Origin of the sequence: Bradyrhizobium ivorense, assembly GCF_900696085.1 — a bacterium.
Taxonomy (GTDB): Bacteria; Pseudomonadota; Alphaproteobacteria; order Rhizobiales; family Xanthobacteraceae; genus Bradyrhizobium; species Bradyrhizobium ivorense.
On sequence record NZ_CAADFC020000044.1, the window covers coordinates 1 to 21,689 of the forward strand.

Below are 21,689 nucleotides of genomic sequence, written 5' to 3' on the forward strand. Positions count from 1 at the left end.
GGATCAAGGTCTATGGCCCGCCGGCCAACAGCAAGCATGGGAGCGATCCCTATGCACCACGCCCCGAGGACGGCCCCGGCATGGCCGCCTGGCGCAGACGGATGAAAAGCCTGCACGGCAAGAGCGTCTACAAACGCCGGGCGCCGGGCGAATGCATCAACGCCCGCTTCCGCAACTGGGGCCTGCGCCAGTTCACGGTTCGGGGTCGCGAAAAAGTGCTCACCGTGCTGCGCTGGTTCGCCCTCGCCAACAACGTCCTCGCCGGACACAGGCTCCTGGCCCAAGCAGCATAACCAAACACCAGCGACCTTGAGGGTTGCGCCCTGATCGCCATCGCTCTACTGGGCCAAATGGCGCGGTCACCCCTGTTAGGGTCACAAGCTCTCAGGATGACGGGTTTGTTAGCTCAACTTGCTCGGTGTCATCACCCGCGCATGCGGGTGATCCAGTATTCCAGAGGCAGTGGTGAATGAACCGAGAGGCCGCGGCGTACTGGATCGCCCGGTCAAGCCGGGCGATGACAGCGGTGGGTGAGGACAAAGCTTCACACCCTCTCAGGATGACGGGTTGGATTGATGCGCAACTCTTTCCGTCGTCATTGTGAGGAGCGAAGCGACGAAGCAATCCCTGCTTCCGCGTATGCTGCACATGGGTTGCTTCGCGGAGCCTGTCATCGGGCGCGCGTTCGCGCGACCCGTTGGCTCGCAATGACGGATGCTACCCCGCGCCCTGATCGAACGCCTTGCGCAGCGCGACGTAGCCGGCCTGCTGCTGGCTCCAGTTGCGGCCGCCGGTGATGGCGCCGTCGACGACGAGATCGTGGCCGTTGATGAAGCTCGATTCGTCGCTGGCCAGGAACACCGCGGCATGGGCGATGTCGTCGGGCAGGCCGGCGCGCGGGATCGGCTGCGCCGCCTTGTAGACCTCGCGCATCACCGCCGAGGTCTTCTCGGCGGCCTCGGTCGATAGCCCCAGCGCCTTGCCGAAGATCCCGGTTGCGATCGCGCCGGGCGAGATCGAGTTGACGCGGATGCCGGACTCGCCGAGCTCCATCGCGACGCATTTGGTGAAATGAATCACCGCGGCCTTGGCTGCGCCATAGACCATCGAGGACGAGAAGCCGGCGAGCCGGCCGGCGATGCTGCCATTGTTGATGATGCTGCCGGAACCCTGGCTGCGCATGACGGGCGCGGCGTGCTTCATGCCGAGCATGACGCTGCGCACCAGCGTCGCCATCGCCGCGTCGAAGCGCTCGACGTCGAGGCCTTCGATGCCGCCGGTCTGCGCCGGCCCGCCGGCATTGTTGAACAGGCAGTCGAGGCGGCCGAATTTCTCCACCGCCAGCGCGATCAGCGCCTGCATCTGGTCCTCGACCGTGACGTCGGTCTGCCGGAACACGCAGTTGGCCCCGAGCTGTTGCGCCAGCGCCTCGCCTTCCGCCGCGCGGCGTCCCGCGATCACGATCCGCGCGCCTTCCGCGACGAAGACTTCCGCCGTGCGCAGTCCGATGCCGCTGGTCGCCCCGGTGATCACCGCGACCTTGCCGTCCAGCCGTCCCATGCCGGTCCCCCTGTTTTGCGTTTGATGTTGCGGGATTTTCGCGACAGGCCGCGGACAACGCAAGCGCGAGCGCGATATGGCGTTTGCCTAGCCCTTTGCCGGGTCCACCTGTGGCCAGAAGGACACAACTGCGGTTTTTTGGTCGCAGCGGCCTTATTTTGGGTCGGCTGATCACGTGAACTGGAACGACCGATGACGAAGTGGATTGACGAATTCCGGCAGTGTTGGCAGGGCAATTCGCAGCCGTCGCTGCTGCTTGCGAGCGGCTTTGCCGTGTTCTGCCTCATTTTGGCGACGGGTGCGCGCTTCGGGCTCGCCCAGATCAGGCCGGACGTGTTCTTCACGCCGTATTTCCCGGCGGTGTTCTTTGCCACCGCGTTTGGCGGATTCCGGATCGGCGTCGCCACCGCGCTGGCGAGCGGCCTGCTCGGCGTCATCCTCAATTTCTCGGAAGCGACCGTCGATCCGGCGCGCTTTGCGCTGTTGATGATCTTCTGGGTGGTGTCCGGGATCGCGATCTGGGGCGTCGAGCATTATCGCTCGCTGGTGGCGCAGCAGCGCGAGGTCTCCAAGCGCCTGATCGAGGAGGAACAATACCGCCGACTGGTGGTCGACGAGTTGCAGCACCGGCTGAAGAACAAGTCCTCGACCATTCATGCGGTGCTACATCAGGCGCTGCAGGACCGGCCTGAGGTCTGGCAGCGCATCGACCACCGCATCCGCGCGCTGTCGGCGACCGACGATCTGATCGCGCGGGTCGACGGCTACGGCTGCGATATCAAGGACCTGCTGCGCTCGGAGCTCGGGCCTTACGGCCATGTCCGGTTCAATCTCAACGGCGAGCAGCTGTTCCTGCCGGCCAAGCTCGCGGTGTCGCTGGCGCTGATCTTCCATGAGCTCGCGACCAATGCCGGCAAATACGGCGCGTTCTCCTCGCCGCGCGGATTTTTACAAGTGTCATGGACGGTGGACGATGGCCGTCTCAACGTGATCTGGGACGAAACCGAGGGGCCGGCGGTGGATTCGATCGGCGAAGCCGGCTTCGGCACCAAGCTCCTGAAATCGGCGTTGCGGCCGTTCGACGGCAAGACCGAGATCAGTTACCTGAAAACCGGCGTTCATTGCACGATGCAATGCAAGGTGCCGAGCGGCTGACAACGCCGTCGCCGCATCAGCGCATTTTGGCTCTTTGTTTGAGCATGATCTCCGCTTCACACTTTTCCGGATCATGCTTTGTTTGAGCATGATCTTTCCGGAAAACCGCTTCACACTTTTCCGGATCATGCTCCCAAAGCGCGCAATCGCAACCGCGCGCTGCGGAACCGCTTTCGCAAGCGGCGGCGCCGCGCATTGACACTCTGTTAATGACGATTGCCGCGGCGGCTGGGGAAAGCCGCCGGCGGTTCATTCTGTCACGGCTTTTCGCAGGTCCGCTTAACCAAAACTACAACGGACTTTGCCAAGGTCCGCGCATGCATGAGTTCATTAAACACGATTTTCAGTCCGGCACGTCAACGACCGGCCAAGACAATAATTCCCGCCAAGACTCCAGCCAACAATTCAGCCAGGAATCCAACCCGGAATCCGGGCAAGAATTGCGTATCCTGCGCGATCTTCTGCAGCTGCTGCCCGCCGGCATCACCGTGCAGGACGAGCGCGGCGAGTTCATTCTGGTCAACGAAGCGGCCGCGGCGCAATTGCAGCTCGCCGCCGGCGCCAGCCGGCCGACGGCGCCGGCCGACGAACGCCACGCCGCCAACCTCGAAACGCTGCGCAGCGGCTGCCCCGTGGTGCTCGAGGAGACGCTGACCTGCGGTGCCGTCAGGCACGTGTTCCTCACCTCGCACCGCCCGGTACAGATCGCCGGACGCAGCCTCCTGATCTCGGCCTCGACCGACATCAGCGAGCAGAAGGCGTTCGAGGACCAGCTGTTCCGCTCCGCCTATTACGACGAACTGACCGGGCTGCCGACGCGCCGGGTGATCGAGCATCGCGTCAACGGCCTGATCCGCGACGAGCAGCAGGGCCATTTCGCGCTCGCCTTCCTCGACGTCGACAATTTCAAGCATATCAACGACTATTACGGCCACGTGATCGGCGACGCGCTGCTGGTGGAATTGTCCAAGCGGCTCGGCCACGCCTTGCGCGGCACCGACATCCTGTCGCGGATCTCCGGCGACGAGTTCCTGCTGCTGTTGAACCCGATCAACAGCGATCGCGAGGTCGCCGAGTTCATCCATGTCATGCAGGAGCGGCTGAAGGCGCCGTTCTTCATCGATCAATCCGAGATCTTCGCCTCGACCTCGATCGGCGTCAGCCTCTATCCGCTGCACGGCCGAAGCTACAAGGCGCTGCGGCAGAACGCCGACATCGCGATGTACCGGGTCAAGAACAACGGCAAGGGCTCGGCCGCGTTCTTCGACGCCAGCATGGAGCGCGAGGCACTGGCGCGGATGAAGATCGAGCAGTCGCTGCGGCTGGCGATCCTGGAAAAGCGGTTCTGCTGCGCGTTCCAGCCCAAGGTCGACATCCGCACCCAGGAGGTCAAGGGCATCGAGGCGCTGGTGCGGCTGCGCGACGACGAGGGCGTGATCCAGGCGCCCGGCACCTTCATCGACCTCGCCGTCGAGCTCGGGCTGATCGATGAGCTGACGCTGCTGGTGCTGGCCGAGATCGTCAAGTCGATCGACCTGATCAACGACACGTTCGGCCCCAACGCCACCATCAGCATCAACGTCGCCGCCAAGCAGGCCGCCAATTCCGAATTCATGCGCACCTTCGCCCGCGCGCTCGAGGACACCGGCTACGCCCGGCGCTTCATGATCGAGGTGACCGAGGACGCGTTCATCACCAAGTCGCATTTCCAGGACGAGATCCTGCCGATCCTGCGCAACATCGGCGTCGGCATCTCGATCGACGATTTCGGCATCGGCTATTCGTCGCTGTCGGCGCTCGCCGACATCACCGCCGACGAGATCAAGATCGACCGCTCCTTCATCACCGACATCCACAAGCGGCCGCGCAGCCAGGGCATCTTGCGCGCGATTGAATCGCTGAGCGAGGCGCTCGGCATGACCGTGATCGCCGAGGGCATCGAATCCTACGAGGAACTGACCTATCTGCAGGCGGCGACCAAGATCCGCTTTGCGCAGGGCTATTACTTCGCCAAGCCGATCTTCCTCGAGGATCTGAAGCCGGCGACGCCGGTCGCCAGCGAGACCCGCGCCAGCCTCGCCGCCCGCCCGGCCCAGGAAAACCGCCAGAGCTATTCCCGCGCCAGTGGCTTTCGGCGCTAGGCGGCGACGACTCGATCAGCGAAGACTTCCTACTTCACCTCTCCCCGCTCTTTGCGGGGAGAGGTCGGAACGCATCGCAAGATGCGATCCGGGTGAGGGGCAAGGCACACTGCTCAACAAATAACAAAATGCTCGCCGGATGGAGGCCCCTCACCCCAACCCTCTCCCCGTAAGAACGGGCAGAGGGAGAAGAGAGGGCCGCGCGGCGCTTGTTCCCCGCTCTTTCGGCAGGGACTCTCAAAATGCCGAAAAACAACCCCATGCAAAGTAGCCGACGGCTGCCCACGTTCGACATGGCCGCTTGACACGTCGGGCAACTCAGCGGTAATCTTTTATTATTCCGAAAAGGTGCGTGCCCTCGCCCGCGAGGCTTTGAGCTGCGCGTTGCGCCGGCTTGGCCATCGCGCACCTACCGCCGCTCCGGCCGTCCGCCTATATAAAGCGTGGTTCCCGCGGCAGCGAAGGTGTCGGCCATGCAGCCTGTCTCTATCCTCCTCAACGTCCTCTGGATTCTGTTCGGCGGCGCATTGATGGCGGCCGGCTGGCTGATCGCCGCCGTGATCATGGCGATCACCGTCATCGGCCTGCCCTGGGCGCGCGCCGCCTTCAACATCGCCGTCTATTCGCTGTTGCCGTTCGGCTCGCGCGCGGTGCGCCGCGACGAATTGACCGGCCAGAGCGACCTCGGCACCGGCGCGCTCGGCCTGATCGGCAATTTGATCTGGTTCATCCTGGCCGGCTGGTGGCTCGCGATCGGCCACGTCGTGCTCGCGATCGGGTACGCGGTGACGATCATCGGCATCCCGTTCGCCTGGGCGCATCTGAAGCTCGCCGGCATCGCGCTGTGGCCGATCGGCAAGGCGATCGTGCCGGCGTAAAAACTAAAGCGCGATGAGATCAGGTTGAATCATCATCGCGCTTTAGCTCTTTGTTTGGGCATGATCTCCGCGCAAACGCTTCGCGTTTGTCGCGAGGGAAAACCGCTTCGCACTTTGCGCTAACGCGGCCGTACCGGTCCGGATCATGCTCTAGAGCCAGTCCTTCGTTGTCTGGGCGCAGGCCTGCCAATCGCGCCGCCAGACGAATCCGCCGCCGCCGCAGGGCGGACGCGGGCGCGTGGTAGCGGGGCATTGGTTCCTCACGCGCAGGCCGGGCGTTCCCCAGCCATCAATCACACACGCGCCCGCAACAGTGGCGTGGCAACCGACGCCGCATCCGTCTGCGGCGTGGGCCGGGCTATAGCCAAGCAATGCAACTGCGGTCAGACACGCGAGCAAAGATGTCTTCACGATGACCTCCATCGGGGCTGTGTCGCGTCCACGTGTTCCCCATCATGCGCGGTCTCGATGGCGCCCGCCAGCAGAAACGGATCACATCCTTGCGCGCGCGGGCTCAGTCCGCCGCCGGGCAGCCGGGGATGTCGAACACCGCGGTCAGGCCGCACGGCGAGTTGAGCATCTTGCCGCCCTCATGGCCTACGCCGGGCACGTCCCACACGCTGTGGTTCGGCGTGCCGCTGTCGCGGGCCTGCATTGCTGCGACATAGGCGTGGCCGCGGGCGTAGCGATATGGCCCTTCGGCTTCCGCCATGCAGGATTTGTCCAGCGCGGGATGATTGGGATCGGTGTCGAGCGTGCCGAGCAGATAGATCACGCGGCGCGCGACATAGGCCTGCTCCAGCTCGGCGGCTGACGGCGCGGCGAGATAGGGCGGACGGTCGTCCATGCCGAACTTCCAGCGGTTGTAGCCGTGGCAATTGGCGGCGATCTCCGGCATCGGCCGCTGCCCGGTGAAATAGGCGTAGGAGGACGGATTGGCGACCACGAAGCGCACGCCGATGCCTTCACGGATCAGCGGCTGATCGCCCCTGGTCGCAATCGCATAGCGCTGCACCACCTGGCCGCCGCCGGAGTGGCCGAACACCACGACCTGCTTCAGGTTCGGAAACAGTTTCTTGTCGCCGAGCCTGGCCAAGATGGCGTCGAGCGCATCGAACGAACTGGCGGGGCTGGGCGCGAGCGCGGGCTCGCCGCCCTGCCAGCCATAGAGGCTCCAGCGCAGCGTGTCGGCCGGCAGCTTGAACGCATCGACGTCAGGCTCGATCAGGAATTGCGGCGCGATCATCAGCGTCGTCTTGCCGGCGTCGCCGGCCGCGGCCTGCGCGCTCAACGCCGCGCGAAAATAATCGTCGGCATTGCGCAGCACGCCGTGCAGGACGAGCACGGCGCGGGTGATCTCGGGCAGCGGATTGGACCAGTCGGTAGAGAGATAAACCGGGAATGCGGCCGCGCCGACCGCAATGTGCGCCGGTGCGATTTCCTTGACCGGCTTGCGGTTGCGCTCGGCCTGGGCGTCGGTTGCCGACGCGACCGGCGCATGAGCGGCGATCGCGACCAGCAGCAGCGCCGCAAGCAAGGTTCGATAGTGCATGGTTCAACCCCCTAGGCCACCACCCGGCCGCGATTGTTGGCGGCGAGGATCGGGCGGATCAGCCGGCCGAACCGCTCGGCCTCCTCGTCATGCAGATAGCCGGACAGGCAGAACGAATGGCAGCCGGCGTCGATGAACTGCTGCAGCGTATCGGCGCATTGTTCGGGATTGCCGACCACCGCGATGCCGGCGCCGGGCCGCACTTTGGTGATCCCGGTCCACAGATGCGGCATCAGCAAGTCGCCATAGTCGCGCGCCAGCTGCTGCACGCGCTGATTGGCTTCCGAGCGGGTATAGAGCGTCTTCATCTCCTGCTTCTGCCGCTCGGTGGCGTGGCGCACCAATTGCTCCGCCCTCCCAGCCGTCCGCCTCGTTCTCGCGGCAGATCACCTGCAGCCGCATGCCGAAGCCGATCGCATCCGCGCGGTCGTGGGCGCGCGCCAGCTGTCTGATCTCGGCGATGTTTTGCGCGATGCGCTCCGGCAGATCGCCCCAGAACAGGTGCACGTCGGAATGTTTCGCCGACAATTCCCAGGCCTGCCGCGAGCCGCCGCCGAGATAGAATTTCGGATAGGGCTGCTGCAGCGGCCGCGGCCTTATATGCGCGCCGGAGATGGTGTGAAATTTTCCTTCGAAATGCACCGGGCCGCGCGTGGTCCACAGCGCCTTGAGGATCGAGACCTCCTCCTCCATCAGCGCGTAGCGCTCTTCCTTAGGCTGGCGCACGCCTTCGGCCTCGACCTCGCTCTCGTTCTGGCCGGCAATCAGATTGATGCAGATCCGGCCATCCGACATCTGGTCGAAGGTCGAGATCATCTTCGCCAGCAGCACCGGATTGATGTAGCCGGGCCGCGCCGCGATCAGCGGCTTGATCCGCCCCGAGCGCGCCGCCATGAACGCGCCGGTGATCCAGGCCTCCCAGCACACCGAGCCGACCGGGATCAGCAGATACTCGAACCCGGCATCCTCGGCCGCCTTGACCACGCGTTCGCAGAGTTCCGGCGAGCCCGCGACCTGCGCCTCCATCAGCCCATAGGCCGTGGTGTCGCCATGCGTGGGCAGATACCAGCCGAATTCCAGCGGACGCATCGGCAAACTCCCTCGAAATGCGGCCCTTTTTCCGCAAGACCGTCATATTGGCGCAGCCAGTCTAGCGTCTGCAACCGGCCGGACAACGCCGTTGCCGTTCATGGGCCAATCAGCTAAATGATGCCCTGCACGCACCCGTAGCTCAGCTGGATAGAGCGTTGCCCTCCGAAGGCAAAGGTCACACGTTCGAATCGTGTCGGGTGCGCCATCTCTCCGCACACCGCGAAAAGATTTGTAAAGCTCATTGAAGACGCGGTGCGTCTTCCAAGGGCGGTCGCTGTTCTCGCGGGATCAGGCCGCTTACGCCGGCAGGAGCCCGGTCGCTCGATAGCTCTCAATCAGCGTGTCGAACAAAGAAATGTCCGAGCGACTTCTCGCCATCAGTTGGGCACCTGCAACGGCAGCGAAAATGGCGCGAGCGCGCTCTTCGCTTTTATTGCGAGAGACAACCCCAGCCGCAGTCAGCACCTCGCTGAGCCAAGCCACATTCACATCAGCAAAGGTCTGAACCTCTTTCTTCACCGGCTCCGGAAGATCATCATACTCGGCGGACATGAAGCTGCAGAGGCAAAGCTTGTTGGCGCTCTCAAGCGATCTGCGAAAAATCCCCGGGTATTGCCGGAGAGCGCTCAACGGATCATCCGCCTGCGCCAGATTGTAGAGATCCTCCTTCGTGTCCTCCCAGTATCGCCTGGCTACCGCAACGCCGAGGTCGGCCTTGCTTGGAAAGTGATGGTAGATGCTTGCCGCCTTGATCCCGACTTCGTCGGCAAGATCGCGGAAGTTTAGACCACCGTAGCCGTGCGCCTGAGCGCTCTGCCTGGCGGCCGCCAAGATCGCTTCCTTTGAGCTCGTCATCATTTCAGCACCCTAGTTCGACCGGCCACGAGCCTACCATGTGACAGGTAGGTCTTGACAACAAAAATGGGAAGATCTAATTTACCCTACCAAGTGACAGGTAGGGTAGGGGACCACGATGGGCAACAGAGCGCGAAAGGAGCCCCAACCATGAGCGAAGACATCTATTTTTCTGATGCGACCAAGCTGGCGGAACTGATCCGGAATCGGGAGGTCTCGTCGGTCGAGGTCGTGCAAGCCCACCTGGACCGAATTCAGGCGGTGAACCCGAAGATCAATGCGATCGTCACTCTCGCCGACGGCGCGATAAAGGCGGCCGAGGCGGCCGACGCTGCCGTTCACGGCAGCGAACAGCTCGGCGCCCTTCACGGTGTCCCGTTCACGGTCAAGGACTCGATCGACACCGCCCGCGTGCTGACGCAACGCGGCTCACCGATCTTCAAGGGCCGCACACCTGACACGGACGCGACCAGCGTCGCGCGGCTGAAGAAGGCTGGCGGCATCCTGCTCGCCAAGACCAATCTCCCCGAATTCTCCTACTGGATCGAGAGCGACAACCTACTCACCGGCCGCTCGAACAATCCCTGGGACGTGACCCGCACGCCGGGCGGCTCCAGCGGCGGCGAGTCGGCCGCCATCGCGGCCGGCATGTCGCCCATCGGCCTCGGTACGGACCTAGCCATCTCGGTGCGCGGCCCGGCAGCACAGACCGGCATCGTGTCCCTCAAGGCGACGCACGGCCGAGTGCCAATGACCGGTATCTATCCGCGCACGCCGCGCCGCTTCTGGCACGTAGGGCCGATGGCCCGTAGCATCCGCGACCTGGCGCTCGCCTTCTCGCAGCTTGCCGGTCCGGACGGTCAGGACGCCTTCTCCACGAGCACCGTCCAGTTCGACGCCGGCATCGGTCGCCAGCCGTATCGCCAGCTCCGCGTGGGTTGGCTGGTCGAACCCGGTTTCGGCCCGATCGACTCCGAAGTCGCCAAGGCAGTCGAGGCGGCCGCGGACGCACTCAAAGGTCTCGGCTTGCACGTCGAGCCGGTCCGCATACCGGCGCTCGAAAAGGACTTCGCCCTCGACGTCTTCAACCGCATCCACGTCATGGAGATGAAGCCGGCCTTCGCCCAGGTGACCGCCGGCCACGAAGACCAGATGTACAAGATGTCGAAGACGATGCTCTCACTGCCCGACACCTCGATGAAGGACTTTATCGAGGCCGAGCAGGCGGCGGAGCGTCTCCGCGACGGCTATGCCGCGTATTTCCAGAAGTTCGACGCGCTGATCACTCCGGTCCTTCCGCTTCCGGCTCACAAGCACGGGCAGGAGGAGTTCGTCATCAACGGGCAGAAGGTCGATGCCACCTACCTGCAGGGCGCAACCGTTCCGCTCAACATCACCGGCCTGCCGGGGATCTCGATGCGGTTCGGCACGAGCAAGGAAGGTCTGCCGATCAATGTCCAGATCGTTGGAAGCTGGTTGGCAGAATCGACGATCCTGAACGTCGCGTCCCTGCTCGAAAGCGTGAGCACTGTCCGGAGCCTTCACCCCAATCTCTGACGAAGAGGCGCGCCGGTGTCATGCGAACACGCAACGATGCCGGCGCTCCGACCTTACATCTGGCTTCGCTGCCGGAGTGGCGAGGCCGGTCCGTGATCTCAATCCGGAGCGCGCTCGACCATGGGTCCGATTTCCTTTTTCTACGTCGCCGTAGAAGGTGCCATCGGCAGCGCCGGCCGCTATTGGGTCACGCTCGCAGCAGCCAGCACCTCGGAACATTCCCTTGGAGCACGATCCTGATCAACGTCGTGGGCCGGCTGGGCGGCAGTCCAAGCGGGCGGCGCCACCTGATGCGTAATGCTATTCTGACGAAGGTTGGTCGGCAATCGAGAGGGATCGAGTACCAAATCATAGCGCCACGGCGAAGCAATAGTGCCCGCCTTCATCGGCCGTGGTGCGCCATTTCGGAATACGCAATCGCCGGCAAGCGCCGCCTCGTCCCTCGTTGGCAATGGAACTGCTCAAGCTAACCTCGCAACGGACGGGCAGGCGTGGCTTGCCCGCGCACATCGGCGACAAATGTCGGCCAGGAACCGGGCGCGGTGCATTGCATTGGTTTTCTGATAGAAACTCTTGTTTGCAAGGCTTGCGATGCTGCACGCGACAGATATCGCAGGGGCAGGATCGCCGTACGTCGTCGTCATCGGTAATGAGAAAGGCGGCTCCGGGAAGACCACGCTTGCCATGCATTTGGCCATCGCACTCCTGAAGGGGGGCCATCGGGTCGGGACCATTGATCTCGACAGCAATCAGAGAGGCCTGACGCGATACATTGAAAATCGGCGCATTTGGGCGAACCATCGGCGGATCGAACTCGAACTACCGCTGCATGGCTTCGTTCCGCGCGCCGGCGGCGCGAGGCTGGAGGACAACGAAGCCGAGGAATTGGCTGCCTTCGAGGATATCGTTTGCGACGTCAGGAAGTTCGTCGACTTCCTGGTGATCGACACGCCTTCGACCGACACGTATCTGATGCGCCTTGCGCATCTGGTGGCCGACACGGTGCTGACACCGGTCGCCGACAGTTTTCTTGACCTCGGCACGCTGGCCTCGATCGATCCCATTACGCATGAGGTGACGGGAACCGGTCACTACGCGGAAATGGTGTGCGAGGCCCGCAGGCACCGGCGGGTGTTTGACCAAGGCGGTACCGATTGGGTCGTCATCCGCAATCGCTCGGCGCGGGGCGGACTGGTACGTGGCAGCGTTGCCGAGCTGGGCATCAGGCTGGGCCTCAGGGACATCGAAGGCTGTGCTGAGCGAATCGTGTATCGCCAGTTTTTCGCCGCGGGTCTGACCGCCCTCGATGCGCTGGACGAAGCAGCCCTCGGCGCCGCTACCGGTCGGTCGCACCAATTGGCTCAACGGGAGATTGGCAAGCTCGTCGGGCTCTTGAACCTGCCGACCAGCGAGCGCGCGCGCCGCAGGGCCGCCGCGCGCAAAGAGTGGTTTGCTTCGTCAGGCGCGCCACTCGGCGTCGATGAATTGCTGACCGAATAGCGGGAAATGAAGATGCGGTCCTCGCCCCGCAGGCAACGGCAGCCCAAGGCCGCTATCGAAGGGGTGACCGCGATCTTCTCAGCTCGAAATGAATCCACGGCGGCCGCGTTATCGGTTTTGGAAGTGGTGACTGCTGTTGCATTGGCGGTACGGGCATGCGTGCTTGCAAGCGTCTGGCGGGTGCTCGATCAGCACCGGCCGCCCATGTAAGCCATCGAAGACGGCCCGCCATCGGCAACGGGCTCAATGGCTTGGGAGTAACCCGCCTACTTACGGCGATTCACGCCCGTGCGGTGTGGCGCAATCCACACTGTGAACAACAAAGCATATCCTCGTGCCCGCGGAACCGCATCCGGATTCCTTCACCGTTGCAGCCTTCCTGCCCAGCACGTGCCGCTCAGGCCGCGGCGCCCGCGAGCAGCCGCTTTCGCAGGGCGTCGATGAACGCTCTTACCCGGATCGGCATGTGCGCGCGGATCAGGAAAACCGCCCAGATCCCGAGTTCGACCGGCTCGGCGTCCGCCAGGGCGACGCGCTTCAATTCGCCGCGCTCGAGCTGCCGGTAAACATCCCAATAGGTCATCATGGCGACGCCCACGCCCGCCACGCAAGCGGCGCGAACCGCATCGACGGTGCTGGCCGACAGCGGACCGGCGATCCGGATCTGCTCCGGTTCGCCTCCGCGCACAAACGGCCAGGTCTCCATCGCGTGAAGCTTGATGCAAGGGTGGCTCACCAGGTCGCTCAGCGTTGCCGGCTCACCGAAGCGAGCGATGTAGGCCGGCGAGGCGCAGACGACATAAGGATTGTCGGCGAGCCGCGTCGCGATCAGGTCGGAAGGTTTCATCGGCGCCACGCGGACGGCAACGTCAAGCCCCAGCGCAGCGATGTCGGTGCGATCATCGCTGAGGACAAGATCGACCCGAAGCGCCGGATTGTCCGCGATCAGATCGGCCACGACCGGCACGATGACGGCATGGCCGATGACGTTCGGCGCCGTGACCTTGAGCAGACCCGAGAGACCTGAGCCGGCGGAGGACACCGACTCGAATGCTGAATCGCGCGCCGCGATCAGCGCGCCGGCGTGAGGCAAGAAGGCCTCTCCCTCGGGTGTGAGCGAGAGCGAGCGCGTCGTACGATGAAACAGGCGCGCGCCCAGCTCGGCTTCGAGAGCCGCGAGCCTCCGGCTGACCAGCATTGGCGTTGTCCCCATCTGCCGCGCCGCGGCCGACAGGCTGCCGGCGGCAACAATGCTGCGAAACAGGGCGACATCCGCGAAATCCATTTTATAACGATAAGCGATAAAGTGCTTATCTCCTAGCCGGACTTCTGCCGGCGCGCCGCGAGCCCTAAGTCGAGCTCCAGCAAGGGAGCAAAGGCTGCTCCCGCCGGGAAAGGCGCCTCGTCTCGCGCCTCGGGAGACCACGATCATGGACCGCGACACAAAAGGGCTTTTCGCGCCGCTCGATATAAACGGCCGCATCGTGAAGAACCGCCTCGCGGTTGCGCCGATGACGCGCATCACGGCGACCGCGGATGGCCGCGCCACCGAAACCATGACGCGGTACTATGAACGGTTCGCGCGCGGCGGATTCGGCACGGTCATCACCGAAGGCATCTACACCGACCAGGCGTTCGCGCAGGGCTACATCCATCAACCCGGCATGACCGACGAGGCGCAGGCCAAGGCCTGGAGGCCGGTCGTCAACGGCATCAAGGCGCATGGCGCGGTCGCGATAGCCCAGATGATGCATGCCGGCGCGATCAGCCAAGGCAATCGCTTTCGCGACAGCACGGTCGGACCATCTGCAATTCAGCCGAAGGGCAATCAGATGACGTTCTATCACGGCAAGGACCGCTACGCGGTGCCGGCAGCCATCACCGAAGAGCAGATCGCCGACGCCATCGCCGGGTTCGCCGGCTCGGCTGTGCGCGCAATCCACCTCGCCGGGTTCGACGGCATCGAGATTCATGGCGCCAATGGCTACCTGCTCGACCAGTTCCTGACCGACTACGCCAACGACAGAACCGATCGCTGGGGCGGCACCACGGAGAACCGCGTGCGGCTGATCGTGGAGGCCTTCAAGGCGGTGCGCGCCAAGGTCGGGAACGCGGTGCCGGTCGGCGTCCGCATCTCGCAAGGCAAGGTGAACGACTATCACCACAAATGGGCGGGCGCCGAGCGCGATGCCGAAATCATCTTCGGCAGCCTCGGCGATGCCGGCGCCGACTTCATCCATGTGACCGAGTTCGAGGCATGGAAGCCGGCTTTCGCCGAGCACGGCCCGTCATTGATGCGTCTTGCCAAGCGCTACGCCCCCAAAGCGGCGATCTTCGCCAATGGCAGCCTGCACAACATCGAGCAGGCGGTTGCGGCGCTCGGCGACGGCGCCGACGTCGTCACGATCGGTCGGGGCGCCCTGGCGAATCCCGACTTGCCCAAGCGTCTGCTGGATCGCCACGCCCTGGACGAGTTCGACCCTGCGATCCTCGGCCCCATCGCCGACATCAAGGACACCGAACTGACGATGTGAACGCGTCTCGCGACATCGATGGCGAGAGCCGACGCCCTGAACATGATGCATGCATCGGAAGGAACGATCATGACGAACGCGATTTCCGATGCCGCGGTGGCGTTGTCGCTGATGCGGCAAGCATTGAGCCTGCTCGATGGGCCCGAGCACGCGAAGGCCGCAGCCCTCCTTCGAGCGGCCATCGAGGAGCTGTCGCGCCCCCGTCCGACAATCCCACCGCGCGAGGGCAAGGATCCGACTATCTCCTAGGCCGAGGTTGGGCATGCCATCGCGACGACCTCCTCATTCATCGTGCGGCGGCGCTTGATGCCGCCGCACGCTCGCGCAAGGGGGCGGCGGGGAGCCCAATCGCGAGGGCCTGTATCCAGTGATTTTATAAAAACACAAAAGATATAAGGAAATTGACTGTTCGATACGCTTCCATGCACGAACCTATTCTCATTGCCGGCTTTCGATTTCTTGCGGTGTTTTTCGCAAGTTTCCCGCAATTTCCTGATCGCGACGGAACACAACTCGCTTGAGGTTGAAAGCGTTTTTCTAAAAGTACAAATATACACGCCAGATATACGACACGCGTTGCAAGACAGCGCCGTCGTTGGACGCAACCGAAAGGATCATCGGCATGGCGAAGTTCGCCTTCTTCGTTGAGTTGAAAGCCAAGCGGGGCAAGGAAGCGGAGGTCGAAGCTTTCCTGAAGCACGGCGCCGTGATGGCAAGGGCCGAGGCCGGCATCGCGGGCTGGTATGCAGTCAAGGAGGAAGCGCCGGGGCTGTACGGCATCATCGACACTTTCGCCGACGAAGTCGGACGTGACGCACATCTGAACGGCGAGCTTGCAAAGGCGCTGTTCGGGCGGGCGGATGAACTTTTTTCCGAAGCGCCCAAGGTGCACCGACTTCACGTCATCGCCCAGAAATAGGGCGCCCTACTGAGGTCTTCGCGACAAGGCAGGTGATGAGCTCGGGCGGCCCGACTTGACGCGCCTTTCAGCGAAGTCACCTCTTCCATAACTCTCCTGAAAAGGACTCACGATGAACCAGGAATCGCCCAAGCCCACGATCGTCCTTGTGCACGGGGCCTTCGAAGACGCGTCGATCTGGAATGGCGTGATTGAGCGGCTCCAGCGCGACGGCTATCCGGTCGTCGCCTTCGGCAACCCGCTGCTCGGCCCGGCCGTCGACACCGCGTATCTGCGCAGCCTGTTGGACAAGATCCAGGGGCCCGTGATCCTGGCGGCCCACTCCTACGGCGGGGCCGTCATCACGCAGGCCGGGGACGACCCCAAGGTGAAGGGCCTCGTCTACGCGGCCTCCATCATGCCCGCGGTCGGGGAGGCCGCAACCCATCTGCTCGAACGATTCCCCGGCAGCACATTCCCCACATCCGTCGAGCCGACCACCTACACCCTGCCCGACGGGAGCAGCGGCACCTATCTCCTCTACCAGCCCGCCAAGTTCCACAGCAACGTCGCCGCCGATGTGCCCGCCAGCGTGGCCGCCCTGATGCTCGCCGGCCAGCGCCCCATGAACCTGGCGGCCCTGACCGAGCCGATGACATCTGCGGCATGGACGAGCAAGCCGAGCTGGCAAGTCAGGCCTTTGCAGGATCGGGCCATTCCGGTCGACGAATACAAGTTCGAGGCCGATCGCGCCCACTCCACGGTCATCGAGGTCGACGCTTCGCATGCCGTCACCGTCTCTAACCCGGACGTCGTGGCCAACGCGATCGAACAGGCCGCCCGCGCAGCAGCGATGTAGCGGCGTCCGCTGCGTGCTGTTGCTGGGCATCGTTCAAACCGGAGGCCGATCCGATGACGCAAGAGGATGAGCAGGAAGCCACGCCGCCTTGGGATGCAGCACGCGTAAACCTCACCTCGAAGGAGCTGGCTCCCGGCGTGTTCGCGGTCATGCCCGATGATGTGTTCACGAAAGACCATGTCGCCACCACAGCCGGCTTCGTGATCGGCGAGCACAGCGTACTCGTCGTCGAATCGATGCTGAACGGCGATCTCGCCGCGCAGCTAATCGGGCTCGTACGCCAAGTGACGCCGAAGCCGATCCGCTTTCTCGTCAACACCAGCTATCACGGCGACCACGCCTACGGGAATTACCTGTTCCCGGACAGCACCGTCGTGATCCAGCATCCGGCCACCAAGCGCTACATGGAAGAGAATTTTGAGGACGATCGCCGCTTCATGATCGGCCTCATGGGCAAAGGCAAAGGCATTGAGCGCGTGCAGGCACGCGCCGCCGACATTACCGTCCCCGACATGATCGGCATCGATCTCGGCAGTCGCATCGTCGAAGTCCGTCACTTTGGCTTCGCACAGACGCCGGGCGACCTCGTCATCTGGGCCCCGGATGCGAAGGTGCTTTGGGTCGGCAACATGATCCAGGCGCCGTCTCCGGCGCTCCCGTGGCTCCTCGAAGGGCGGCATAGGGAGACGATGACGACTCTCGCCCGCGTACGCGACTTCCTGCCGGACGACGCGACCATCATTCCCGGCCACGGTCGGCCGATGCGTCCGGCGGACATCGAATTCCCGCTGCGCTATCTGCGCGAGCTCGACAGCGCCGTGCGCACGGCGATCGAACAGGGTCGATCGGTCGAAGCCACGCTCGAGGCGGTCGCCATGGCTGACTATGCTGAGTACAGCCTGTTCGATTGGGCGCACAATTCCGTCAACGTGCCGGCCGCCTACCGCCACCTGCAAGAGCCGGGCAGCGAAGGCGCCTAGGAGAGAGCACATCGGGCGGCGAAACGGCGCCCTCCTCAAGGTCGTATGAGCGCTCGATGGCCATGACGCGTTTCGGCAAGCACCAATCGATGCGATCGACATATCGATTTACATAACTGTTATTGCATTACTTTTTTCCGGTCGCCATGCGCCCGACGGCGAAAGCACGCCGATACCTGATTGCCGGCTCGCAAGATAACCCCTTTCGCTGGTAGACACAGAGTCGGAGGCAGCCTTCGCCATGGAGCAGTTCGACTCGCTCCGAATCTTCCGGGCCACATGTCGGGAAGCGACTGCGGGTTGGCAGGTGCAAGGAAGTCTGCCCCGTTTGTGGTCTTCGCCTTTGGGCGATCAACTTGCGGGAGCAACCCTTGGCGAAAGGGTTACAGGAAGGCGAAATCAGGCAGGAGCTGCAAAGCGGCGGGCACCTGCGCAATGTCCTCATCATCACCAAGACGATTGAGGGTATGGCCGAGCACCTGGCCTATGTTCGGCCGAGCTGGCGACGCGAATTCCTGCCGCTGCGAACCTGGGGCGACAAGGAAGATCGTACCTATAAGGATTTGGATCGATTGCTGGTGCTGCTCCGCGACGACTTCGGCTACCGGGGATTCATCGGGCTCTACATGGATGGTGACCCCGCTCTGGCACGCTATAGCGTACTTTCGGAAAGCGAAGACGCCAACGACAAGCCGTAACCGGACCTGGCAGAACCGCTAGCAACGCCAGTCCTGATGAACGGAACTTCGACGAACCGATCGCATCGACGGGCTGCGGCTGAACAGGACACAGACGAGATACGATATCGCCGCCGCTGTTGCCGCGAGAGCTTTTGACCGAACGCAGACTTGCATCTCGCGCACGTTCGATCTCTCATAGCGCCACGGCAAAACAACAGCGCCCATCTTCATCGGCCGTGATGCGCCACGTCGTTTTTTCTGCCCCGGCCTGTTGCCCGGCCAGGGTGCTGGCCGATCTGCCGGGGTCCGGCAGACCGGCCTCGCTTCAATGGTGATGCGCCGACACGCTCTTCACGCATTGCGACACGAGATCAGCACCGGCAAACTGGCCGACATCCCCGAGGCTGATCATGCCGACCATCCGCTTGCTCTTGTTGATCACCGGCAGCCGGCGGACCTGGAGCGTTTCCATGTGATGCACCGCTTTCGCCAGGTCGTCGTCTTCCCGGCAGCAATGGATGCCTTCGGTCATCACATCCCGCGCCGTGGTCCGCGCAGAGTTGAAGTCCTTGCTCGCAAGACCTTTGCAGACGAGGTCGCGATCCGTCACCATCCCGATCAGACGGTCGTTCTGCCCGATCGGAATGCAGCCGATATCGCGCCCTTGCATCAATTTTGCGATTTCAGTGATTGGGGTGTCGGGGCTGACCCAATCGACGCCCTTGTGCATCATGTCCTTGACCTTCATGGAGGACCTCCCTTCCAAGGCAGCAGCCCCCACGCGCGCCATTATACGACAGAGCGGGCGCGACTGCATGTGTGCTGCGCCTTGGTCCGGGCGCTTCGACGGACGGTCCCTATGATGCGCCTCAGTCGTGCGCGCTGAAGCGGCCGTACCGGGAACCGGTGGTCGAGCGCGCGAATTGCACGATTGCCTTATTCGGTCCAACTGCGGTCTTCGCACGACTCGCATTCAAACATATGAATGACAACTCCGCTTTCAGATTCCATGATCGTTCTGACGAGGGTGAGCCGTGATCCGCAAAAGCGGCAGTCATGATGTGACCGGTCCGGAACAGTGGCGATCTTCTCAGCTCGAAATAGATCCACGGCGGCCGCGTTATCGGTTTTGGAAGTGGTAACTGCTGTTGCATTGGCGGTACGGGCATGCGTGCTTGCAAGCGTCTGGCGGGTGCTCGACCGGCACCGGCCGCCCATGTAAGCCATCGAAGATGGCCCGCCATCGGCAACGGGCTCAATGGCTTGGGAGTAACGCGCCTGAAGCTTACGGCGATTCACGCCCCTGCGGTGTGGCGCAATCCACACTGTGGACAACAAAGCATATCCTCGTGCGCGAGGAACCGGATTGTAGCGCAATCCCATCCAGCGCGGCGGCTTGAACCGGCACTTTTTGGAGCTAACGCGGAATTGCAATTGCCATCGGCATTCTGCATGGATGGTGCCCCGAACTGGCGCGCTATTTCGTGCTTTCGAAAAGGGCTGACTTCATCCCATACGCGGCGCTTGTCAGGGCGCTGCGACAGATGGTCCCCTATGACGCCGCCTCAGTCGTGCGCGCTGAAGCGGCCGTGCCGGGAACCGGTGGTCAGGCGCGCGAATTGCGCACGGCCGAGATGAAGCAACGTCTCGTGATCGCCGGCTTCGATATAGATCTCGGGCTGCATCCGGATGCTGTCATCGACGATCACGTCGAGCCCGTAGCAGATCCCGGCGGCGGGAACCGCGCCATGCGCGCAGTCCGCGAACAGCCGATCGATCTCGCCTTCAGCGGCCATGGCGATATCGTCGCCGAAGCTCGCCTTTAGATCCGCCAGCCTGAGGTGGTGCGATGCCGGCAGCACGGCGAGCAGGTAGCCGTCGTTTCGGCGCAACACGACGGCCTTGGCCAGGCGATCACCCGACACGTGACATGCCTGCGCGGTCAGCGCTGACGACATCGTCAGCACGTGCGGGATTTCGTCGTATTCGATGTTTTCGGCAGCGAGATAGTTATGCAGTGTAGGAGAAATGGTCATGGCGTCACCCTTGGTGCGACATGCAACCATCCACCGTGGTCGGTGCCCGCCGCACGATGAGCGGCTGCGTGGTTCTCAAGGCAGAGCATACGTCCTGCCGAAGGACACTGCAATTCGATCGCTCGGGCTATTTCCGTTCCGCTGGAAACGGAACGAAAGCGCGCTTTAGCTCCTTGTTTGAGCATGATCTTTTCGGAAAACCGCTGCGCACTTTTCCGGATCATGCTCTAGTTCGGACGCCGCGCCAGCTCCAGGTTCCGGGCCTTGTCGAGATTGCGGGCCTCGGCCAGCGCGGCGGCGCCCGGCAGCAGGGCCGACGCAAGGTCGGCCCCGGTGAAATCGGCGCCGGCCAGGTTGGCGCCGGTGAGGTCGGCGCCGGCAAGGTCAGCCCGGCTGAGGTTGCAATTCGCGAGATTGGCGTTCTGCAGCTGCGCGAATTCGAGATCGGCGCGCGCCAGATTTGCGCCGGCCAGATCCGCATTGCGAAGATCGGCGGATTTGAGCACGCCGCGCATCAGCCCCATCGACTGGTTGCGCATGTCGGCGCTCAGATCGGCGCCGGCGAGCCTGGCCCCGGTCAGGCTGGCACCGGACAGATCGGCGGTGATGCGGGCGCCGCTCAAATCGGCGCCGCCCAGCTTGGCGCGTTGCATCTGGGTGCCGAGCAGCGATGCCTTGACGAGCGACGCCCCGCTCAAATCCGCGTCGATCATCCAGGCCTGATTCAGGATGGCCCGATCGAAGCGCGCGCCCTTCAGATTACTCCGGTTGAGCTTGACGAGATGAAGATTGCCGCCGGAGAAGTCGAGGCCCGAGAGATCGAGCTGCGACAGCCGCTTTCCCGCCAGATCTGCCGTGCGTTGGTCGCCTTGCGGTGGCGCCTTGAGCAGCGCGTCGACCTCGGCGCGCGTCATCTCCGACGCCGTCATGTCGGGACTGTTGAGGTCGACACCGCGCAGCATGTCCTGCGCAACGGCGTCCGTCGGAGCAACCAGCAGCGCCGCCATCGCTATCAAAGCAAATGCGAGACGAAACGACATCGCCGTTTCTCCGCTTTCAAGGTATCGCAGCGCTTCCCGTGGCCTACGAGATCTTCGCCACGATGTTGGGCCGGTTCTTCTCGAGCCAGGCGACGGCCTCGGGCCCATCGACCACACATTCGAAGGTTTCCCAGGTCGGGTCCTCCAGGGACTCCAACTGCAGTCGCTTTGCCGCATACTCGACGAGATCGTGCAAGCGTTCGTATCCTTGTCGGTGCTCGAGGGAATCGGCAATCGCCGTGCTGGTCCATCCTCGTTGGGCCAAGTCGACAATGCTCAGAGCATCGGCCTCGCTGAACCACGGTGTGGCATCGAACTCGATGCAGCGGACATTGTCAGCGGTATGGCAGTTGGCGTGGATCATTGGATTCC

The 21,689-nt window shown here is 63.4% G+C and carries 22 protein-coding genes, 1 tRNA gene and 1 pseudogene; 13 read left to right on the forward strand and 11 right to left on the reverse strand.

The genetic code is table 11. From position 1 onward, the window contains the following. Positions 1–293, forward strand: a pseudogene (locus tag CI41S_RS42940) (IS5/IS1182 family transposase); the annotation flags it as partial. A 424-nt stretch (positions 294–717) separates the two neighbouring features. Here CI41S_RS42940 and CI41S_RS42945 read toward each other — a convergent pair. Then, a complete protein-coding gene (locus CI41S_RS42945; RefSeq protein WP_139864983.1) occupies positions 718–1,560 on the reverse strand; it encodes an SDR family NAD(P)-dependent oxidoreductase in 843 nt (280 codons plus the stop codon). Positions 1,561–1,752: 192 nt separating this feature from the next. Between CI41S_RS42945 and CI41S_RS42950 the strand changes: the two genes are divergently transcribed. Further along, the gene (locus tag CI41S_RS42950) at positions 1,753–2,715 is read left to right on the forward strand and encodes a sensor histidine kinase (protein WP_139487485.1); all 963 of its coding nucleotides are present in this window, start codon (positions 1,753–1,755) and stop codon (positions 2,713–2,715) included. Between the two features lie 16 nt (positions 2,716–2,731). On the opposite strand, the gene CI41S_RS42955 is transcribed toward CI41S_RS42950, so the two are convergent. Continuing rightward, positions 2,732–2,911: a hypothetical protein gene (locus tag CI41S_RS42955; RefSeq protein WP_139864984.1), complete on the reverse strand. Its 180-nt coding sequence runs from the start codon at positions 2,909–2,911 to the stop codon at positions 2,732–2,734. 244 nt (positions 2,912–3,155) lie between these two features. On the opposite strand from CI41S_RS42955, the gene CI41S_RS42960 reads away from it, so the two are divergent. Both CI41S_RS42960 and CI41S_RS42965 read left to right on the forward strand, forming a co-directional pair. After that, positions 3,156–4,856 (forward strand): putative bifunctional diguanylate cyclase/phosphodiesterase, encoded by a 1,701-nt coding sequence (locus CI41S_RS42960; protein WP_244626878.1) that lies wholly within the window; start codon positions 3,156–3,158, stop codon positions 4,854–4,856. Positions 4,857–5,329: 473 nt separating this feature from the next. Next, a complete protein-coding gene (locus tag CI41S_RS42965; RefSeq protein WP_139864986.1) occupies positions 5,330–5,734 on the forward strand; it encodes a YccF domain-containing protein in 405 nt (134 codons plus the stop codon). Between the two features lie 150 nt (positions 5,735–5,884). Here the strand turns inward: CI41S_RS42965 and CI41S_RS45475 are convergent, their stop codons facing one another. From CI41S_RS45475 to CI41S_RS42980, 3 genes are all read right to left on the reverse strand, one after another. Further along, positions 5,885–6,145 carry a GCG_CRPN prefix-to-repeats domain-containing protein gene (locus tag CI41S_RS45475; protein ID WP_430650076.1) on the reverse strand — a complete coding sequence of 87 codons (261 nt, stop codon included), beginning with the start codon at positions 6,143–6,145 and terminating at the stop codon, positions 5,885–5,887. A 103-nt stretch (positions 6,146–6,248) separates the two neighbouring features. Next, positions 6,249–7,286 (reverse strand): alpha/beta hydrolase, encoded by a 1,038-nt coding sequence (locus CI41S_RS42975; RefSeq protein ID WP_139864988.1) that lies wholly within the window; start codon positions 7,284–7,286, stop codon positions 6,249–6,251. 87 nt (positions 7,287–7,373) lie between these two features. Continuing rightward, positions 7,374–8,375, reverse strand: a complete 1,002-nt coding sequence (locus CI41S_RS42980) for an LLM class flavin-dependent oxidoreductase (protein ID WP_139864989.1) — start codon at positions 8,373–8,375, stop codon at positions 7,374–7,376. Positions 8,376–8,506: 131 nt separating this feature from the next. Between CI41S_RS42980 and CI41S_RS42985 the strand changes: the two genes are divergently transcribed. Beyond that, positions 8,507–8,583 (forward strand) — tRNA-Arg (locus tag CI41S_RS42985). A gap of 92 nt (positions 8,584–8,675) precedes the next feature. Here the strand turns inward: CI41S_RS42985 and CI41S_RS42990 are convergent. Beyond that, complete coding sequence (locus CI41S_RS42990; RefSeq protein WP_139864990.1) at positions 8,676–9,236, reverse strand: TetR/AcrR family transcriptional regulator; 561 nt, start codon at positions 9,234–9,236, stop codon at positions 8,676–8,678. Positions 9,237–9,383: 147 nt separating this feature from the next. Between CI41S_RS42990 and CI41S_RS42995 the strand changes: the two genes are divergently transcribed. Both CI41S_RS42995 and CI41S_RS43000 read left to right on the forward strand, forming a co-directional pair. Continuing rightward, positions 9,384–10,790 (forward strand): amidase, encoded by a 1,407-nt coding sequence (locus CI41S_RS42995; RefSeq protein WP_139864991.1) that lies wholly within the window; start codon positions 9,384–9,386, stop codon positions 10,788–10,790. 591 nt (positions 10,791–11,381) lie between these two features. Beyond that, complete coding sequence (locus tag CI41S_RS43000; protein ID WP_139864992.1) at positions 11,382–12,290, forward strand: division plane positioning ATPase MipZ; 909 nt, start codon at positions 11,382–11,384, stop codon at positions 12,288–12,290. A gap of 397 nt (positions 12,291–12,687) precedes the next feature. Here the strand turns inward: CI41S_RS43000 and CI41S_RS43005 are convergent, their stop codons facing one another. Beyond that, positions 12,688–13,575, reverse strand: a complete 888-nt coding sequence (locus CI41S_RS43005) for a LysR family transcriptional regulator (RefSeq protein ID WP_139865029.1) — start codon at positions 13,573–13,575, stop codon at positions 12,688–12,690. 145 nt (positions 13,576–13,720) lie between these two features. Here CI41S_RS43005 and CI41S_RS43010 point away from each other — a divergent pair, with 145 nt between their 5' ends. The 6 genes from CI41S_RS43010 (at position 13,721) to CI41S_RS43035 (ending at position 18,259) form a co-directional block, all read left to right on the forward strand. Next, on the forward strand, positions 13,721–14,824 hold the full coding sequence (locus CI41S_RS43010; protein WP_139864993.1) for an NADH:flavin oxidoreductase: 1,104 nt from the start codon (positions 13,721–13,723) through the stop codon (positions 14,822–14,824). An 18-nt stretch (positions 14,825–14,842) separates the two neighbouring features. Continuing rightward, entirely contained in the window at positions 14,843–15,073 is a 231-nt protein-coding gene (locus tag CI41S_RS43015) for a hypothetical protein (protein ID WP_139864994.1), read from the forward strand. Between the two features lie 373 nt (positions 15,074–15,446). Continuing rightward, positions 15,447–15,743, forward strand: coding sequence for a putative quinol monooxygenase (locus tag CI41S_RS43020; RefSeq protein WP_139864995.1), 297 nt, complete (start codon positions 15,447–15,449; stop codon positions 15,741–15,743). Positions 15,744–15,855: 112 nt separating this feature from the next. Next, the gene (locus CI41S_RS43025; RefSeq protein ID WP_139864996.1) at positions 15,856–16,581 is read left to right on the forward strand and encodes an alpha/beta fold hydrolase; all 726 of its coding nucleotides are present in this window, start codon (positions 15,856–15,858) and stop codon (positions 16,579–16,581) included. A 53-nt stretch (positions 16,582–16,634) separates the two neighbouring features. Next, positions 16,635–17,561: an MBL fold metallo-hydrolase gene (locus tag CI41S_RS43030; protein ID WP_139864997.1), complete on the forward strand. Its 927-nt coding sequence runs from the start codon at positions 16,635–16,637 to the stop codon at positions 17,559–17,561. A 371-nt stretch (positions 17,562–17,932) separates the two neighbouring features. After that, entirely contained in the window at positions 17,933–18,259 is a 327-nt protein-coding gene (locus tag CI41S_RS43035; RefSeq protein ID WP_139864998.1) for a hypothetical protein, read from the forward strand. 307 nt (positions 18,260–18,566) lie between these two features. On the opposite strand, the gene CI41S_RS43040 is transcribed toward CI41S_RS43035, so the two are convergent. From CI41S_RS43040 to CI41S_RS43055, 4 genes are all read right to left on the reverse strand, one after another. After that, positions 18,567–18,989 (reverse strand): CBS domain-containing protein, encoded by a 423-nt coding sequence (locus CI41S_RS43040; protein ID WP_172627224.1) that lies wholly within the window; start codon positions 18,987–18,989, stop codon positions 18,567–18,569. Positions 18,990–19,806: 817 nt separating this feature from the next. Continuing rightward, complete coding sequence (locus tag CI41S_RS43045) at positions 19,807–20,277, reverse strand: aminoacyl-tRNA deacylase (RefSeq protein WP_172627225.1); 471 nt, start codon at positions 20,275–20,277, stop codon at positions 19,807–19,809. A gap of 227 nt (positions 20,278–20,504) precedes the next feature. Then, positions 20,505–21,317 carry a pentapeptide repeat-containing protein gene (locus CI41S_RS43050; RefSeq protein WP_139864999.1) on the reverse strand — a complete coding sequence of 271 codons (813 nt, stop codon included), beginning with the start codon at positions 21,315–21,317 and terminating at the stop codon, positions 20,505–20,507. A 43-nt stretch (positions 21,318–21,360) separates the two neighbouring features. Continuing rightward, positions 21,361–21,681: a hypothetical protein gene (locus CI41S_RS43055; protein WP_139865000.1), complete on the reverse strand. Its 321-nt coding sequence runs from the start codon at positions 21,679–21,681 to the stop codon at positions 21,361–21,363. Positions 21,682–21,689: the final 8 nt, after the last annotated feature.

What these genes read in the sequence shown, in the direction of transcription:
- CI41S_RS42945 (WP_139864983.1), bottom strand. Translation starts at nt 1,560, where the DNA reads ATGGGACGGCTGGACGGCAAGGTCGCGGTGATCACCGGGGCGACCAGC.
- CI41S_RS42950 (WP_139487485.1), top strand. Translation starts at nt 1,753, where the DNA reads ATGACGAAGTGGATTGACGAATTCCGGCAGTGTTGGCAGGGCAATTCG.
- CI41S_RS42955 (WP_139864984.1), bottom strand. Translation starts at nt 2,911, where the DNA reads ATGCGCGGCGCCGCCGCTTGCGAAAGCGGTTCCGCAGCGCGCGGTTGC.
- CI41S_RS42965 (WP_139864986.1), top strand. Translation starts at nt 5,330, where the DNA reads ATGCAGCCTGTCTCTATCCTCCTCAACGTCCTCTGGATTCTGTTCGGC.
- CI41S_RS42975 (WP_139864988.1), bottom strand. Translation starts at nt 7,286, where the DNA reads ATGCACTATCGAACCTTGCTTGCGGCGCTGCTGCTGGTCGCGATCGCC.
- CI41S_RS42980 (WP_139864989.1), bottom strand. Translation starts at nt 8,375, where the DNA reads ATGCGTCCGCTGGAATTCGGCTGGTATCTGCCCACGCATGGCGACACC.
- CI41S_RS42990 (WP_139864990.1), bottom strand. Translation starts at nt 9,236, where the DNA reads ATGATGACGAGCTCAAAGGAAGCGATCTTGGCGGCCGCCAGGCAGAGC.
- CI41S_RS42995 (WP_139864991.1), top strand. Translation starts at nt 9,384, where the DNA reads ATGAGCGAAGACATCTATTTTTCTGATGCGACCAAGCTGGCGGAACTG.
- CI41S_RS43000 (WP_139864992.1), top strand. Translation starts at nt 11,382, where the DNA reads ATGCTGCACGCGACAGATATCGCAGGGGCAGGATCGCCGTACGTCGTC.
- CI41S_RS43005 (WP_139865029.1), bottom strand. Translation starts at nt 13,575, where the DNA reads ATGGATTTCGCGGATGTCGCCCTGTTTCGCAGCATTGTTGCCGCCGGC.
- CI41S_RS43010 (WP_139864993.1), top strand. Translation starts at nt 13,721, where the DNA reads ATGGACCGCGACACAAAAGGGCTTTTCGCGCCGCTCGATATAAACGGC.
- CI41S_RS43015 (WP_139864994.1), top strand. Translation starts at nt 14,843, where the DNA reads ATGGCGAGAGCCGACGCCCTGAACATGATGCATGCATCGGAAGGAACG.
- CI41S_RS43020 (WP_139864995.1), top strand. Translation starts at nt 15,447, where the DNA reads ATGGCGAAGTTCGCCTTCTTCGTTGAGTTGAAAGCCAAGCGGGGCAAG.
- CI41S_RS43025 (WP_139864996.1), top strand. Translation starts at nt 15,856, where the DNA reads ATGAACCAGGAATCGCCCAAGCCCACGATCGTCCTTGTGCACGGGGCC.
- CI41S_RS43030 (WP_139864997.1), top strand. Translation starts at nt 16,635, where the DNA reads ATGACGCAAGAGGATGAGCAGGAAGCCACGCCGCCTTGGGATGCAGCA.
- CI41S_RS43040 (WP_172627224.1), bottom strand. Translation starts at nt 18,989, where the DNA reads ATGAAGGTCAAGGACATGATGCACAAGGGCGTCGATTGGGTCAGCCCC.
- CI41S_RS43045 (WP_172627225.1), bottom strand. Translation starts at nt 20,277, where the DNA reads ATGACCATTTCTCCTACACTGCATAACTATCTCGCTGCCGAAAACATC.
- CI41S_RS43050 (WP_139864999.1), bottom strand. Translation starts at nt 21,317, where the DNA reads ATGTCGTTTCGTCTCGCATTTGCTTTGATAGCGATGGCGGCGCTGCTG.
- CI41S_RS43055 (WP_139865000.1), bottom strand. Translation starts at nt 21,681, where the DNA reads ATGATCCACGCCAACTGCCATACCGCTGACAATGTCCGCTGCATCGAG.